This is a genomic window from Lysobacter korlensis, assembly GCF_042434515.1.
Window position 1 is genome coordinate 826388 of record NZ_JBHLTG010000001.1, and the last position, 15743, is coordinate 842130.

The following is a 15743-nucleotide window of genomic DNA, read 5'->3' on the forward strand; positions in this document are numbered from 1 at the left end:
CCGTTTTGCGTATTCACGCAACAGTGCGGCCCGGAATTTTCCGTTAAGGTTCAGCCACCTGCGTGCTACGCTTGCCTCGCTTTGGCAGGCGGCCCATAGCGGCTGCAGCGCCGTTACTCACCCGGGCAGATCGCCATGCTGCGTCAACGCACCCTCAAAAACGTGATCCGCGCCACCGGCGTCGGCCTGCACAGTGGCGAGAAGGTGTTCCTCACGCTGCGTCCGGCTCCGATCGATGCCGGCATCCGGTTCCGTCGTGTCGATCTCGACCCGGTGCAGGAGATTCCGGCCAATGCCGACCTGGTCACCGAAACCACGCTTTGCACCGGCCTGACCTGCGGCGCCGCGAAGGTGCAGACCGTCGAGCACATCCTCTCGGCGCTCGCCGGACTCGGCATCGACAACTGCTACATCGAACTGTCAGCGGCCGAGGTGCCGATCATGGACGGCTCGGCGGGGCCGTTTGTATTCCTGCTGCAGTCGGCAGGCATTGCCGAGCAGGACGCGCCCAAGCGTTTCATCCGCATCACCCGCCCAGTCGAGGTGCGCGAAGGCGACAAGGTCGCACGCTTCACCCCGCATGACGGCTTCCGCCTCGGCTTCACCGTCGTGTTCGATCACCCCGCGATACCGGCGTCGCGTTCGCGTGCCGAGATCGAGTTCTCGACCGCCTCGTACGTCCGCGAAGTCAGCCGTGCACGGACGTTCGGCTTCATGCGTGATCTCGAATACATGCGCGAGCGCAACCTCGGGCTTGGCGGCTCGATGGACAACGCGATCGTGCTCGACGATTACCGCGTGCTCAACGACGACGGCCTGCGCTACGCCGACGAGTTCGTGCGCCACAAGATCCTCGATGCGGTTGGCGACCTCTACCTGGCCGGCAAGCCGATCATCGGCGCATACGAGGGCTACAAGTCCGGGCACGCGTTGAACAACAAGCTCGTGCGCGCGCTGCTTGCCGAGCGCTCCGCCTGGGAAGAAGTGAGCTTCGGCGCGAGCGAATCCGTGCCCCAGATGTACGCGATCCCGGCCCTGGCCTGATCCGCCGCGCCTCGCGGCGCCTGCTTTCCGCGCCCGTAGCCACCCTTGGCCCTGCCTGCCGAGGGCACGCGTGTGTCCGATGGATTAACGTTTTTCTTCCAATCCCTTAGCGATTGGGACCTGAACCCTTAACAATCGAAGCGGATTCCGCCGTTAGGATGCGCGGGGCCTTGAGATGTGACCGGCTTCGCAACCGGACCCATCCGCTCGCTACCGTCGACCCCGCCTCGTGCGCGGTTCCGGTGGTACGTCGAGCGAAGCCAAGGCTGTCCGCAGCGCCTCCCGGGCGTGGTCGGACATCGGCACTGGCGGTCGGGTCGCGGGCTCCGCGACGGCTACCGGCGCCACCGTCGTCTTGACGACGACGTGTTGTACGTCAAGCCCGAAGGAACGGGCGACGTCGAGCAGTTCCGGGGCGGCCAACCGCAGTTTCGCCCGCCAGACCGGAGCATCGACGACAAACACGAGCTTCCCACCGTCGACGTTGGCGAGTCGCGCATGCGCGGCCAGTGATGGCGGGAGGCAGGGACGAAACCGACGGTCCAGCCCGTCGAGCCACAGGGCTCGCCGGATCGGGTCGCCTGCGGGTCCGCCAAGCAGCGCGTCGAACGCCTGCTTCGGAACCGAAGGCCGGCGCGGGGTGGATCGCGAATCGGACATCGAATATGACCTATCAAAACAGCCTGACCCACCTGAAGGCCAAGCTGGCCGGCCAGTGTACGAGCTTGCTCCGTAACACCGGCGAACCTGGCGGAGGTCGCCGCGGGCTCACGCTGATTTTCGTGCTTCTTACCGGCATCGCGCTCGGGGCCGGCATCGGCGTCGGCAGCACCCTTCACCTGCGAACCGAGCTTGCAGAGCAGCAGCGCCGGGTGCAGGCCGACCGCCGCGAAGCGCAGCGGGAACTCAACGCACTCGCCGCCCGACTGGGTGAACTGCAGGCCGAGGCGAACCGCCTCAACGCGCTCGGCGAGCGCCTGACCCGGGTCGGACAGCTGCAGGACGGCGAGTTCGATTTCACCCGCCCGGTCGGCGTGGGTGGTCACGACGGGGCCGTACGAGACATGCCGCGCGTCGAGCTCGAAGCGGGCATGGACGCATTGTCGGCGCAGTTCCAGGCGTCCGGGCAACAGCTCGCAGTGCTCGAGTCGCTGCTGTTCAATCGCCAGCTCGATCTGAATTCGGTGCCGTCGCGCGAGCCGATCTCCGACAGCTACATCACCTCCGGCTACGGCGGCCGCGCCGACCCGATCCTCGGCGGCACCCAGTTCCACAAGGGCATCGATTTCGAAGCCGATGTCGGCGATCCGGTGCTCGCGGTCGCCGATGGCGTGGTCAGCTTCTCGGGCGATCGCCCCGGCTACGGCAACACCGTCGAGATCGACCACGGCAACGGCTACGTTACCCGCTACGCGCACAACTCCCGGCTGAGCCGGCAGGTCGGCCAGCTCGTGCGGGCAGGCCAGGAGATCGCGAAAGCCGGCTCCACCGGCCGCTCGACCGGCGCCCACGTGCATTTTGAAGTGTGGGAGAACGGCCGCGTGGTCAATCCGCACCAGTTCCTGCGGCGCGCTTCGGTGCGGCGCGGCTGAGCTCGCCGAAACCAGGCCCGGGGAGACCGGGCCTGGTCCTGGCTGGACCGCTTGATACGCGGCCTGGCCACCCCAAGCTACAATGGTCGATGCCGTGAAGGGCGCCCCGCGCCCTTTTTTATTGCCGCTGCCTGCCGGATGACTCCATGCCGGCGGGCCGGTCCCGACACCTTCTTCCGGCCCCATCGATGCTCAACAGTTTGCTTACCCGCGTTTTCGGCAGCCGCAACGATCGACTGCTGCGACAACTGCAACGCTCCGTCGAGCGCGTCAACGTGCTCGAGCCGGAGATGGAAAAGCTCACCGACGAGCAATTGCAGGCGAAGACGCCCGAGTTCAAGCAGCGCATCGAAAACGGCGAGTCGCTCGACAAACTCCTGCCCGAAGCGTTCGCGGTCTGCCGCGAGGCGAGCAAGCGCGTGCTCGGCATGCGCCACTACGACGTCCAGCTGATCGGCGGCATGGTGCTGCACCTGGGCAAGATCGCCGAAATGCGCACCGGCGAAGGCAAGACGCTGGTGGGTACGTTGCCGGTCTACCTCAACGCCCTGGAAGGCAAGGGCGTGCATGTCGTCACGGTGAATGACTACCTGGCGCGGCGTGACTCGGCGTGGATGGGCAAGCTCTATAACTGGCTAGGCCTGTCGGTCGGCGTCGTATACCCGGGCATGCCGCACGGCGACAAGCACGCCGCCTACGCCTGCGACATCACCTACGGCACCAATAACGAGTTCGGCTTCGACTACCTGCGCGACAACATGGCGCTGTCGAAGGACGACCGGTTCCAACGCGGCCTGCATTACGCGATCGTCGACGAGGTCGACTCGATCTTGATCGACGAGGCACGTACGCCGCTGATCATCTCCGGTCCGGCCGACGAGTCGCCCGAGCTGTACATCAAGGTCAATCGCATCGTTCCCAAGCTCACGCGCCAGGCCACCGAAGAGGGCGAGGGCGATTACTGGGTTGACGAGAAAGGCAAGCAGGTGCACCTGTCCGAATCCGGGCAGGAGCACGCCGAAGCGCTGCTGCGCGAGGCCGGCATCATCAGCGAGGACGACAGCCTGTACTCGGGCACGAACCTCAGCGTCGTGCACCACCTCAACGCGGCGCTGCGAGCGCATGCGATCTACCAGCGCGATGTGGATTACATCGTGCGCGACGGCGAAGTCATCATCGTCGACGAGTTCACCGGCCGCACGCTGGCCGGTCGTCGCTGGTCAGACGGCCTGCATCAGGCGGTCGAGGCGAAGGAGGGCGTGCCGGTCCAGCGCGAAAACCAGACGCTCGCGTCGATCACGTTCCAGAACCTGTTCCGTATGTACAAGAAGCTGGCCGGCATGACCGGTACGGCCGACACGGAAGCCTACGAGTTCCAGAACATCTACGCGCTGGAAGTGGTCGTCATCCCGACTCACAAGCCCGTGCAGCGAAAGGACAACCCGGACGCGGTGTTCCTCAATCGCGCCGGCAAGTACCGCGCAGTGCTCAACGAGATCAAGGAAGCGAACGCGAAAGGCCAGCCGGTGCTGGTCGGCACGACCTCGATCGAAGTCTCCGAGATGCTGAGCCAGCAGTTACGCGACGCTGGCATCCATCACGAGGTCCTCAACGCGAAGCAGCACGAGCGCGAGGCGCAGATCGTCGCGCAGGCGGGCCGTCCTGGTGCGATCACGATCGCAACGAACATGGCAGGTCGCGGTACCGACATCGTGCTCGGCGGTTCGCTCGAAGCCGAGCTTGCACAGATTGAAGCGCAGACCGGCGCGCCGGTCGACGAGGCGACGAAGGCAAAGCTCAAGGCCGAGTGGCAGCAGCGGCATGACGCGGTTAAGGCCGCCGGTGGCCTCCATATCGTGGGCACCGAACGCCACGAATCGCGCCGCATCGACAACCAGCTGCGCGGCCGCGCCGGTCGTCAGGGTGACCCGGGTTCGTCGCGCTTCTATCTGTCGCTTGAAGACAATCTGATGCGCATCTTCGCCGCCGACTGGGTGCAGAAGGCGATGGCACGCATGGGCCTGAAGGAAGACGACGTCATCGAGTCGGGCCTGGTCACGAAGCAGATCGCGAACGCGCAGCGCAAGGTCGAGGCGCACAACTTCGACATCCGCAAGAACCTTCTCGATTACGACGACGTCAACAACGACCAGCGCAAGGTCATCTATGGCCAGCGCAACGAGTTGCTAGAAGCCGAGAGCGTCGAAGAGAACGTCGAGGGCATCCGCGACGACGTCGTGGCCGATACGGTCGCGCGGTTCGTCCCACCGAACTCGGTCGACGAGCAGTGGGATCTGCCGGGGCTGGAAGCCGCGCTAGCCGAGGACTTCGGCGTGCAGCTTTCGCTGCAGCAGCTTGCGCAGCAGCGCAGCGAGCTGTCGGCCGAGGACATCGAGGACGAGGTCAGGCAGGCGGTCGCGCGCCACTTCGCCGAGCGCGAAACGCAGCTCGGCAGCGAGACGATGCGCCTGCTCGAGAAGCACATCATGCTCAACGTGCTCGATCAGAGCTGGAAGGAGCACCTCGCGCGCATGGACTACCTGCGCCAGGGCATCCATCTGCGGGGTTACGCGCAGAAGCAGCCGAAGCAGGAGTACAAGAAGGAAGCGTTCGAGCTGTTCTCGAACATGCTCGACAAGGTCAAGCGCGAAGTCGTCATGCTTCTCGCGCGCGTGCGCATCCGCAATGAGGACGAGGTCGCGCAGATGGAAGCGGCCGAGCGTGCGCAGGCGCAGCAGCAGGCGCAGCAGATGCAGTTCCGCCATGCCGACATGGGCGGCCTGGGCGCGGGCGAAGAAGCAGCGCAGGTCAGTGCGGTCGAGGCGACCGGAAACGACGCATTCATGTCGGTCGGCCGCAACGAACCGTGCCCCTGCGGTAGCGGCCGCAAGTACAAGCACTGCCACGGGCAGCTCGCCTGATCTGCGCGTCGCGTTCGGTGCGGTGCATTGCACCGCTCGACGGCCGATGAGCACCGGCCGGCCGCCGCGCGGCTGGCCGGCACCCTGATCGGTCGTGACGGGCTGCTTCCATTGGGCGCGGTATAACGCCGGCCCGCGTTGCAGACTCCGTGCATGCCCGCTCCTGATGCCGTAACTATCCCGCCGCGAATCGAAGTCGTCGCCGGCGTCATCCGCGACGCGCGCGATCGTGTACTGCTCGCCCGGCGTACCGAGGGGCGCGATCTTGCGGGCCTCTGGGAATTCCCGGGCGGCAAGCTCGAAGCCGGTGAGTCACCCGAGACTGCGCTCGTCCGCGAGTTGCACGAAGAGCTCGGGATCGACGTGGAGGTTGGCGCGGCTCTTATGCGGGTGCCTCAGCGCTATCCGGGCAAGCGGCTTGAGCTCGATGTGCGCTGCGTCGACCGCTGGCAAGGCACGCCGCGTGGCCGCGAGGGGCAGGCGCTCGCATGGGTGCCGGTGGAAAAGCTGCCGCTGTACGAGATGCCGCCCGCTGACCGGCCTGTTGTGGCAGCGCTGCTGCAACCCGATCGTTACCTTGTCACGCCCGAACCCGGCGACGATACCGATACGTGGTTGGCGTCACTGATGCAGGCGCTGGGGCAGGGGATCCGGCGCGTGCAGTTGCGCTCGCGTGCGATGGAGCCGCGCGGGTGGCATGAGCTGGCTGCTCGAGCCGTGCAGCTTTGCCGCACGGCCGGCGCCGAGGTGCTCGTCAACGGTGACGTCGAGCTCGCGCGTGCGCTTGAAGTGGGCGTGCATCTGCAGGCAGCTCAGCTTTTGCAGCTAAAGCAGCGGCCGTTGCAGGATGGCGCGCGCGTAGCAGCGTCCTGTCACGACGCGCTTGAGCTTCAAGCCGCGGAAGCGATCGGATGCGACTTCGCGGTTGTCGGTAACGTTGCGACCACGCCCAGCCACCCGGGGCAGGCGGGGATCGGATGGGCCGGCTTCGCTACGCTACGCGAGCAAACTTCGCTGCCGCTGTACGCCATCGGCGGGGTTGGCCCGGCGGACTTGGCACAGGCACGCGCGAATGGCGCCCAGGGAGTCGCAGCGATCCGTGCACTGTGGCCGGCTGAGTCCGATCTCGCCGAAGGCTGACTTAGATTGCCGTAGAGCGTGGGGCGCCAACGGATGATGGTCGTGTACCTACGCGTGCCATACCTCGGCCACGTACTGCTCTCCGCCCGTGGCCGTCCTTTCCGCTTCAGCTCGCCACGTCGGCCACGCTTTTATGCGCGACAAGCAACCGGTAGCGACGATCGAGCGCCACGACGTGGTCATCGATTGCGTCGAGCCCGCCGGCATTGACGATCACGTCGTCCGCTATGGCGAGGCGCGCAGCCCGCGTCGCCTGCGCTGCAATCATGTGATCAGCCAGTGCGACGCTGCTTCCGTCGCGCTGCATCAGACGCGCGCGTTGCGCTTCGAGCGGGGCATCCACCACGACGATCCGGTCGATCCACGGATAGGACGCGCGGCCGCCACCCTCGGCAAGCAGCGGAATCGCGACGACCGCGTACGGGCCGCTCGCGTACTGCCACTGCGTCTGCAACAGGCTGCGCACTCGCGGATGCACGATCTGCTCGAGCGTGCGGCGAGCCGCAGGATCGGCGAATACGCGCTCGCGCATTGCACTCCGATTGAGCGCACCGTCGGGCTCGAGCACGCCCTGGCCGAATGCAGCAACGACTTCCGCCAACCCGGGCGTCCCAACCGCCACGGCCGAGCGCGCCGCGACATCCGCATCCGCCACTGCGATGCCGAGCCGTTCGAACCGCCGCGTGACCTCGCTTTTACCCGAGGCCACGCCGCCGGTCACCGCGACGCAATACGTCGCCACGCTCAACCGAAGCCGGAATAACGCATGTAACCCGAGACGATCTGCTCGCCCCAGAAAAACGCGATCCAGCCCGCCACGGCAAGGTAGGGACCGAACGGAATCGGCGTCGCGCGGTCGCGACCCTTCATCGCGAGCCAGATCGAGCCGATGATCGCGCCGACCAGCGACGAGAGCAGGATCGTCGGCAGGATGCCCTTGAGCCCGGTCCAGGCCCCGATCGCCGCCAGCAGCTTGAAGTCGCCGTGGCCCATGCCTTCCTTGCCGGTGATCTGCTTGAACAGCCACCACACGGTCCAGAGGCTCAAGTAGCCGAGCACTGCGCCTAGCAGCGCGGGCTTTGTCGGCATGTATAAGTTGTCGGCCGCCGCGATCAGACCGAGCCACATCAGCGGCAACGTCAACTGGTCCGGTAGCAGCTGCGTTCGCAGGTCGATCCCGGACAGCGCGATCAGGAAGCCGGTGAAGACCATCGCGCCGAAGCCCTGCCAGCCGAAGCCGAAGCGCCATACGCACGCCACGAACAGCAGCATCGTCAGCAGCTCGACCAGCGGATACTGCATCGAGATACCGGTGCCGCAACTGCGACACCGCCCGCGCAGCGCCAGCCAGCTGAAGACCGGGATGTTCTCGTACCAGGCGAGCTGGCGCTTGCACTGCGTGCAGTGCGAACGCTCGACGACGATGCCCGGCGGCGGCGGATCGTAGGCCTCAGGCTCGCCGAGCATTTCGCGGCTGTCGCGCCGCCACTCCCACTCCAGCCGCTTCGGCAGCCGGAGGATCACGACATTGAGGAAGCTGCCGACAAGCAGTCCGAAACCGGCCGCGAGTGGATAGCCGAGGCCGGGGTTGTGGTCGAGGAAAGCCATCCCTGGATTATGCCGTCAGACGACCGCGCCGAGCTTGAAGATCGGAAGGTACATGCCGATCACGAGGCCGCCGATCAGCACGCCGAGCACCACCATGATCATCGGCTCGAGCAGGCTGGACAGCGCATCGACCGCGTTGTTGACCTCCTGCTCGTAGAACTCGGCCACCTTGAACAGCATCGTGTCGAGCGCACCGGCTTCCTCGCCGATTGCGGTCATCTGCACAACCATGTGCGGAAACAGGTTGACCTGCTTCATCGCCACGTTGACTTGGTAACCGACCGAGACGTCGTCGCGGATGCGCTTCACTGCCTTTTCGTACACGGTGCTGCCGGTTGCGCCCGCGACGGTGTCCAACGCCTCGACCAGCGGGACACCGGCCTTGAACGTGACGCCAAGCGTGCGTGCGAATCGGGCGACTGCAGAGTTATGGAGGATCTGGCCGACAACGGGCAGCTTCAGCACCGTGCGGTCGAGGAAATGGGAGAACGCGAGCGAACGCTTTTTCGCCGCCACGAAACCCATCACAGCACCTGCCAGGCCGAGCAGCATCAGCCACCACCAGCTGATCATGAACTCGCTCATCGCGATTATCATGAGTGTGAAGGCTGGCAAGTCGGCGCCGAAGCTCGAGAACACCTCCTTGAACTGCGGTACCACGAAAATCAGCAAGATCGCACTCACGATCAACGCGACCGCGAGTACGGCGATCGGATAGAACATCGCCTTCTTGATCTTGCCCTTCAGTGCCTCGAGGTTTTCCTTGTACGTCGCTACGGTGTCGAGCACCGTTTCGAGCACGCCGGCGGATTCACCTGCACGGACCAGATTACGGTACAGCTCGTCGAACTGCACCGGATGCTTGTTCATCGCCTCGTATACTGAAGAGCCGCCTTCAAGATCGGCTCGTACACTGTTGATGAGCTCCCTAAATTTAGGGTTCTTGTGACCGCTGCCAATGATTTCGAGAGAGCCAACAATTGGCACGCCCGACTTCATCATCGTGGCGAGCTGGCGACTGAACACCGCAATATCCAGCGAAGTAATGCGCTTGCCAGTGCTGCCGAAGAGGGCCTTCGGTTTGAGCTTGACGACCTTGGGCGTAATGCCCTGCCGGCGAAGTTCTGCCCGAACGAGGTTCGCACTGTTGGCCGGCTGCTCCCCCTTCATAGTGATGCCGCGCTTGTCCGTGCCCTCCCAGACAAAGACCGGCATCGCGTCGGCGCGGCGGATGGTTTTGGGTTTGGCAACGGCTCGTGATGCGGACATGGCTTAGTCCTTTGTAACTCGGTTGATCTCGGCGAGGCTGGTAACGCCTTTCTTGACTTTCAGCAAGGCCGACTGGCGCAGGTCCCGGATGCCGGAACGTCGCGATGCTTCGGCAATCTGCATCGCATTGCCACCGTTCAGCACAATGGCCTGGATCTCATCGGTCATCGGCATAACTTGGTAGATACCGGTACGGCCCTTGTAGCCCTCAGTGCAATCCGGGCAGCCGACGGCTTCGTAGATCGTCATGCCGGCGGCAATCTCGTCCTGCGTGAAGCCTTCGGCGAGCAGGGCGTGGTCGGGCAGTTTGGCCGGACGCTTGCAGTCATGCAGGCGACGCGCAAGGCGCTGGGCGATGACGAGGGTGACCGACGAGGTGATGTTGTAGGGCGCCACGCCCATGTTCATCAGGCGCGAAATCGTCTGCGGGGCGTCGTTGGTGTGCAGCGTCGACAGCACCATATGGCCGGTCTGCGCGGCCTTGATCGCAATTTCGGCAGTCTCGAGGTCACGGATTTCGCCGACCATGATGACGTCCGGGTCCTGGCGCAGGAAGCTGCGCAGCGCGGCCGCAAAGGTCATGCCGCGCTTTACGTTCATCTGCACCTGGTTGATACCGGGTACGCGGATTTCAACCGGGTCCTCGGCCGTCGAAATGTTGCGCTCCTCGTTGTTGAGGATGTTCAACCCCGTGTATAGCGAAACGGTCTTGCCGGAGCCGGTCGGACCTGTGACAAGGATCATGCCGTATGGGTTGGCAAGCGCTTTCTCGTACAGCGCACGCTGGTCATCCTCATAGCCGAGCTTGTCGATACCAAGCTTGGCGGCGCTGCCGTCGAGGATACGCAGCACGATCTTCTCGCCGAACATTGTTGGCAGCGTGCTCACGCGGAAGTCGATCTGCTTTGTCTTCGAGAGGTTGAGCTTGATACGCCCGTCCTGTGGAACGCGCTTCTCGGCAATGTCGAGCTGCGCCATCACTTTGAGGCGTGCCGCGATACGGGAATTCAACTTCTGCGGTGCCTTGGCGACCTGCTTAAGAATTCCATCAATTCGCAAGCGAACCCGGTAGTCGGTTTCGTAGGGTTCGAAGTGAATGTCGGACGCCCCGCGCCGAAGCGCATCAACTAGCACCTTGTTGACGAACTTGACGACCGGAGTGTCGTCGGTCCTTGCGTCGACACCTGCCTCGTTCGGCCCCGCTAGATCCTCGTCGCTGCTACCGATCTCGAGATTCTCGAGCCCCTCGCTGTCTGGGCCGCCGTCGCTCAGCGTGTCGTTGTTCTCCTGCCACTTGTCCAGGTGACGCCGAATCGTTTCGTGGTCAACAAGGATCGGCTCCACGGCAAGATTCGTATGGAACTTGATCTCGTCCAGCGCCTGAACATTCGCCGGATCGTCGACCCCGACAAAAAGGCGCCCGCCGCGTTTAAACAGCGGGAGTACCTGATGTTTACGGAGCAGCTCCTCACTGACGAGCTTGATGGCCGCCTGCGCCGGGTCCATCGCGGCAGCATCAAACAGTGGCACGCCGAACTCAACCGAGTTTGCCGCCGCGAGCTGGTTGGAGGTAACGAGCCGTCTCTCGCTCAGATAGGACGCCAGCGGCTTGCGCTCCGCGCTTGCAGCACTCATCGCGGAACGCGCGGCGGCCTCGTCCATCGCCCCGTCCAGAACTAGACGACGGGCGATGCCGGTAATTCCTACCAGGTTGGCAGTTGCAACGGCAGACATGGAGTCTTTCCCAGGTAACTCCTGGATGACTTTACTGGATCGGCGGCCGAGGCGAGCCAGTCACCGCTTGACTTGTGCTGCTTGTCACGGACCGCTTCGTAGAAGGCCCGCTAACGGGCCTGAAAAGGGTCCCCGTCCGGTCGGGGTCTCATAAACGCCAATATGTTGCTACGTGCCCCTAAAAGATACGCATGGCGCACATCCACGTGGTTGACGCCGGCCTCAGTGCACAGGCGTACCAGCTCGTCGGTACCAAGTAGGTTGAGGTTGCGTTCCTGCGCTAGCTCGACATGGCCGAGCATGCGAAGAAGGGATCGGAACTGACGTTTCGGCAACCAGTGAAGCAATGGCAGGGTCGTATGGAATTCAATCGGAAACCAACGGTTGGGTGTCGTAATGAAAGCCCCTATTCGCGCAACGCGATGAAGCTCCGACAGAAACTTTGTCTGACGCTCTGCCGAGCCGACATGCTCTAGCACGGCGCTACTGTGGACAAAGTCGAAGCTGCACGACTCAAAAGGGAGGTCGCAGCCATCACCGACGACATACCGAAGGCCGGGATATAAGTCCTCAAGAAAAGATGCGTCGTCGAGACCGCACGCAGTGATACGTTCCTTGTTTGGCAGCCACATCTCCAAATAGTTCGACGCGAGATGGCTTCGGTCGGAGGTTACGCCAACATCAAGCACTGAATGGTGGGGCTCTACCCCGTAGCCCAGAAAAGCTTCGTACATCCGGCGACGGACCCTTACGGTAACCCGGTCGATCAGGCCTCCACCGCGTCGACTATTGTATTGAGCATCAATCGTATGGCGAATCACAGTGATATCCGCTGACGGAAGACAAACTTTGACTGGATGACATAGGACACGCCTATCCCTATCCCCCCTGCCAGCGCCAGCCATAATGCTGAAGGGCCGAAAAATCGCTCGAGGGTGGTAGCGCTCGTGGCAATAATCACCCCATTAGCCACCTGAAGGCCCGCATAAGCGGGGAGGGACGTGGTTAATCGCGCGGAACTTTTAAACGTAAGGTGGCGTTGAAGGTGATAGGTCGGCAGTAGGGCCACGGATACACCCACCAATGCACTAAGGCCGATGCTCAGGTTGGTGTGCCGAGTGGTCGCCCAGGAGACGGCGTAATAGATTACATATCCTGTGGCTCCAGCGGCCAAGAACCTGGCCAGGCGCCATAACCGTGTGACAGCGCCGGCCCAGCTCATCTAACGTCCTGGACGGGTGTCTATGATTGCCGCCAAGAAACCCGAGAATGCGAGCTGAGCTGCTAGCGCTACGGCACTACACGCCAGAATAAGTACACGCGCCAGAGAGGCAAACTCGAGTTCTCCTAGCCCCGCCTCCCACCAGCTGTGCAACGAGTAGGCGATGCCGGTCAGCCCGGCAAACCCAAGTAGAGCGGCAGGGATGAGAGAGTCTTCAAGCGTTCGGAAGATCGGCAACCGGTCGAGTACTGCTTTAGGTGGCAGCAGGCCCTGCGCGGCGGCGAAGCGCCGGGCCAGCACTGCGAAGGTGGTTGCTTGCGCACCGACGAGCGTCAGCAGGCAGCCGACGATCAGGCTATGAATGTCTAGCGTGATGCCCGGTGCAAGGCGGGCAGGGCCGGATGCCAGCGTAACCGCTAGGACAAGGCCTAGTGCCATAGCCAGAAGCCCCGGGTAAAGAAACAGCCAGCGGGGGCTGTACATCAGCAGGAATCGTAGATGCCTCCAGCCGTCCCGCCATGTGCGCAAATGGGGCGCGCGCGACCGTCCGTCGGGACTTAGGGTGGTCGGAACTTCGCGGATAGTAAGGCCGGCCACAGCAGATTTGACGATCATTTCGCTCGCGAATTCCATCCCGCGCGAGGAAAGACGGAGCCTGCGGATAGATTCGGTCCTAAACGCGCGTAGGCCGCAGTGGAAATCGCCGGCGTCGACATTGAAAAAAAGTCTGCCGATAAAGGTAAGCACCGGATTTCCTAGGTACCTATGCAGTACGGGCATCGCACCGGGCGCGATACCACCCCGGAAGCGGTTGCCCATCACTAGGTCGGCGCCTTGGTCTAGCTGGGTCAGGAAAGGCGCGAGCGCACTGAAATCGTAGCTCTCGTCCGAATCGCCCATAACGATGTACGCGCCGCGTGCGGCCTCGATGCCGTGGATGAGCGCAGCACCATATCCCTTGATCGGGACATGGATAACCTGTGCTCCAAGCTGTCGTGCAATCTCGATTGAGCCGTCAGTGCTCCCGTTATCCGCGACCAAGACTTCGCCCTGCACCCCATGATCCGCCAAGAATCGTTGAGCCTTAGCGATACATGCGGCCAGTGTTTCTGCTTCATTGAGGCACGGCATTAGAATCGTTAGGCGCAGGGGGGAAGTGCCCGGCGATGAATGCGCAGCAAGATTGCTCATAGCGGCCCCATGTCATGGAGGGTGGTGATGGAGGCGACCCCGCGTCGTCCTCTTTCGGGGAGCGAGCAATCAAAGGTTGCGAGATCGCGCGCCCAAGAGTCGAGTCTTCCGATAACCTTTACCTTGCCTTGCCCGGTGAGCCAGTAGCGCACCGTCCGATCTTCTAGATGCACCGAAACGAGAACGTTGTCATATTTTGTATAGGAGCGGTACCACTGAGTGCCCAAGCCTTCGGTCTGAGGTCCTGGAGGATAGAAAAGATCGGGGCAGCGAGCCTCGAGTGTCGTCATTACTGCTGAGGCCGCATTCCGGCGTTGCTTAAGGTCCGGAGACGGCGGTGCCGGTGTCAGTCGGCAAATGAAAATACGGCGACTGCGCTGGGGCGGCAGCTGTCGGTTCACCACCTCGATCAACTTGCCGGGTAGCGGCTTTGCATTGTCGATTCGGACGATGCTGCAGGAGCTGGCGTCAATGCGAAGGCCGACACGGTCAAGCAGGGCTGACTTTTGTTCTGCCATCGTTCTGACGCTTGGTCGCGTGCCCGGTAGCGGTGCTTCTTTAAAGACCGCGAAGGCGCGCTCAGGATGGCGCATTAGCAGTCGCTGGAAGCGTGCGAATGCAGGGCCTTGGCTCGGGATCGAATGATGGCTGCCGATGAGGTTGATATAGGTCGAATCCGGATGCAGGTGCCGGACTAGGTACGACTGCGATTGTGCGTCCAAGGAAACATAGGCGCCCGGGAGCGAGCGGTGTTGTCTTGGTAGCTCGACCGGGATCCACGCCTCCGTCCACCTTTGTGCTCCCCAGCGTTCCACGCCTGCAGAGTATGTGTTGAACCATTGCAAGACTAGGGCGACAACGGCGGCAATTCCGGCAGCCTTGAGGGGAAACAGCCGTCCCACTAGCAAAGCGAATGCGGGGCCAAGCAGCATGAACAACGGCAGTGCGTAACGGCCGTTGCTGGAGGTCGCAAGCCATGTGAGCGCTGCTGCGGCCAGAAACACCCAGAATCGTTCCGGTGAGGCACTCGGTTGGGCGTCGGCAACCTTCGCAGGCGAGCGGCGAGCCACGTATATAAGAAGCGAAGCGGCTGCAAGAACGCTGACTGCCGCGGGCAGTAGGTCGGGCGCGGCAACCTCCACGTATATCCAGGAGTTGTGCTGAAGAATTCGGAAGGGAAACGCCAATAAATCTGCGGGCTCCTGGGGGATGAAGCGGACGATGTTGCCGTCGTATGGTGCGAAGAGTGGTGATTTAAATGCGCCGTTGAGCAGCGGAAATATTGGATTGCCAAGCTCGCTACTCAATATGGCTCCCCAATGCGCGTAGGCGACCAGGAACCCTATGACCATGGCGGCTGCGGCCGCCGCGGTCTCCCATGCCCATCGCCAGCCATACGGACGTCGGCAGATCGCAAGGGTCAGCCCAAGAGCGGCGGCGAATGCAATGTTCGTAAGCTTGAGGCCTGCTGCGAAGCCGGCAAGGCCAGCCGCTGCAAGCGCCAGCGTCCAATGCTCCCGGCGTAAGAGTAGCCACACCGAAGCGAGTACCGCGACGGACGCAGTCGGGTCCACAAACGTAGAACCGAGGTGCGATAGGAATATTGGGGATGTAGCACCAAGCAGGAAGCCTGGGATTAGTAGGCGACGCTGCTCAGGTGGAAGCGACCGCGCCAGTTCCATGCAGATCAGCATCAGCAACAGCGCGTTCGCCGAATGGATCAGTGCGAGCCCAACGCCTATGCCCGCACTGTTCAGGCCGCTACGCAGCAGCGCTTCGAATGGAGCGTAGATCAATGGATTTTGATAGCTCTGAATTCCTGCGGGAAAGAAGTCGCGGTCGAGCCTGTCGCCTGTGGAGGTGAAGGCTAGATAGTCGTGGTAATTCAGCAGGTCCCAGTTGACATCGCGTCCGAACACGAGCGTCAGTGCTACATAGGCAACGGCCGCCACGAGCCACGCCAGAGTAAGGCGCATGGTGCTGGGCGGTGGCATCCTTGCGAAACTCTTGGTCATCTTGGTT

General features: G+C 63.0%; 13 protein-coding genes. 4 read left to right on the forward strand and 9 right to left on the reverse strand.

The features are described 5' to 3' along the window. Positions 1-135 precede the first annotated feature (135 nt). Complete coding sequence (gene lpxC, locus ACFFGH_RS03710) at positions 136-1044, forward strand: UDP-3-O-acyl-N-acetylglucosamine deacetylase (protein ID WP_386664920.1); 909 nt, start codon at positions 136-138, stop codon at positions 1042-1044. A 210-nt stretch (positions 1045-1254) separates the two neighbouring features. Here the strand turns inward: lpxC and ACFFGH_RS03715 are convergent, their stop codons facing one another. Beyond that, a complete protein-coding gene (locus ACFFGH_RS03715) occupies positions 1255-1704 on the reverse strand; it encodes a DciA family protein (RefSeq protein WP_386664922.1) in 450 nt (149 codons plus the stop codon). Between the two features lie 5 nt (positions 1705-1709). Here ACFFGH_RS03715 and ACFFGH_RS03720 point away from each other — a divergent pair, with 5 nt between their 5' ends. From ACFFGH_RS03720 to ACFFGH_RS03730, 3 genes are all read left to right on the forward strand, one after another. Then, complete coding sequence (locus ACFFGH_RS03720; RefSeq protein WP_386664923.1) at positions 1710-2636, forward strand: M23 family metallopeptidase; 927 nt, start codon at positions 1710-1712, stop codon at positions 2634-2636. Positions 2637-2824: 188 nt separating this feature from the next. Then, positions 2825-5557, forward strand: a complete 2733-nt coding sequence (secA, locus tag ACFFGH_RS03725) for a preprotein translocase subunit SecA (RefSeq protein ID WP_386664924.1) — start codon at positions 2825-2827, stop codon at positions 5555-5557. A gap of 153 nt (positions 5558-5710) precedes the next feature. Continuing rightward, complete coding sequence (locus tag ACFFGH_RS03730; protein WP_386664926.1) at positions 5711-6697, forward strand: Nudix family hydrolase; 987 nt, start codon at positions 5711-5713, stop codon at positions 6695-6697. Between the two features lie 106 nt (positions 6698-6803). Here ACFFGH_RS03730 and coaE read toward each other — a convergent pair whose 3' ends face one another. The 8 genes from coaE to ACFFGH_RS03770 form a co-directional block, all read right to left on the reverse strand. Further along, on the reverse strand, positions 6804-7439 hold the full coding sequence (gene coaE / locus ACFFGH_RS03735) for a dephospho-CoA kinase (protein WP_386664928.1): 636 nt from the start codon (positions 7437-7439) through the stop codon (positions 6804-6806). A 2-nt stretch (positions 7440-7441) separates the two neighbouring features. Further along, positions 7442-8305, reverse strand: coding sequence for a prepilin peptidase (locus ACFFGH_RS03740; RefSeq protein WP_386664930.1), 864 nt, complete (start codon positions 8303-8305; stop codon positions 7442-7444). 15 nt (positions 8306-8320) lie between these two features. Then, positions 8321-9574 (reverse strand): type II secretion system F family protein, encoded by a 1254-nt coding sequence (locus ACFFGH_RS03745; RefSeq protein ID WP_386664932.1) that lies wholly within the window; start codon positions 9572-9574, stop codon positions 8321-8323. A 3-nt stretch (positions 9575-9577) separates the two neighbouring features. Continuing rightward, positions 9578-11308, reverse strand: coding sequence for a type IV-A pilus assembly ATPase PilB (gene pilB / locus ACFFGH_RS03750; RefSeq protein WP_386664933.1), 1731 nt, complete (start codon positions 11306-11308; stop codon positions 9578-9580). 110 nt (positions 11309-11418) lie between these two features. Continuing rightward, the gene (locus ACFFGH_RS03755; RefSeq protein ID WP_386664935.1) at positions 11419-12213 is read right to left on the reverse strand and encodes a methyltransferase domain-containing protein; all 795 of its coding nucleotides are present in this window, start codon (positions 12211-12213) and stop codon (positions 11419-11421) included. Beyond that, positions 12126-12530, reverse strand: a complete 405-nt coding sequence (locus tag ACFFGH_RS03760) for a GtrA family protein (protein WP_386664937.1) — start codon at positions 12528-12530, stop codon at positions 12126-12128. Before ACFFGH_RS03760 ends, ACFFGH_RS03755 begins: the two co-directional genes overlap by 88 nt. After that, complete coding sequence (locus tag ACFFGH_RS03765; RefSeq protein WP_386664938.1) at positions 12531-13721, reverse strand: glycosyltransferase family 2 protein; 1191 nt, start codon at positions 13719-13721, stop codon at positions 12531-12533. Continuing rightward, the gene (locus ACFFGH_RS03770; protein ID WP_386664940.1) at positions 13718-15736 is read right to left on the reverse strand and encodes a hypothetical protein; all 2019 of its coding nucleotides are present in this window, start codon (positions 15734-15736) and stop codon (positions 13718-13720) included. Before ACFFGH_RS03770 ends, ACFFGH_RS03765 begins: the two co-directional genes overlap by 4 nt. Between the last annotated feature and the right edge of the window lie 7 nt (positions 15737-15743).

Excerpts from the sequence above, each read along its gene's own strand:
- pilB (WP_386664933.1), bottom strand. The coding sequence starts at position 11,308 with ATGTCTGCCGTTGCAACTGCCAACCTGGTAGGAATTACCGGCATCGCC.
- ACFFGH_RS03770 (WP_386664940.1), bottom strand. The coding sequence starts at position 15,736 with ATGACCAAGAGTTTCGCAAGGATGCCACCGCCCAGCACCATGCGCCTT.
- ACFFGH_RS03720 (WP_386664923.1), top strand. The coding sequence starts at position 1,710 with ATGACCTATCAAAACAGCCTGACCCACCTGAAGGCCAAGCTGGCCGGC.
- ACFFGH_RS03755 (WP_386664935.1), bottom strand. The coding sequence starts at position 12,213 with ATGGCTGGCGCTGGCAGGGGGGATAGGGATAGGCGTGTCCTATGTCAT.
- secA (WP_386664924.1), top strand. The coding sequence starts at position 2,825 with ATGCTCAACAGTTTGCTTACCCGCGTTTTCGGCAGCCGCAACGATCGA.
- ACFFGH_RS03765 (WP_386664938.1), bottom strand. The coding sequence starts at position 13,721 with ATGAGCAATCTTGCTGCGCATTCATCGCCGGGCACTTCCCCCCTGCGC.
- ACFFGH_RS03740 (WP_386664930.1), bottom strand. The coding sequence starts at position 8,305 with ATGGCTTTCCTCGACCACAACCCCGGCCTCGGCTATCCACTCGCGGCC.
- ACFFGH_RS03730 (WP_386664926.1), top strand. The coding sequence starts at position 5,711 with ATGCCCGCTCCTGATGCCGTAACTATCCCGCCGCGAATCGAAGTCGTC.
- ACFFGH_RS03715 (WP_386664922.1), bottom strand. The coding sequence starts at position 1,704 with ATGTCCGATTCGCGATCCACCCCGCGCCGGCCTTCGGTTCCGAAGCAG.
- ACFFGH_RS03760 (WP_386664937.1), bottom strand. The coding sequence starts at position 12,530 with ATGAGCTGGGCCGGCGCTGTCACACGGTTATGGCGCCTGGCCAGGTTC.
- ACFFGH_RS03745 (WP_386664932.1), bottom strand. The coding sequence starts at position 9,574 with ATGTCCGCATCACGAGCCGTTGCCAAACCCAAAACCATCCGCCGCGCC.
- lpxC (WP_386664920.1), top strand. The coding sequence starts at position 136 with ATGCTGCGTCAACGCACCCTCAAAAACGTGATCCGCGCCACCGGCGTC.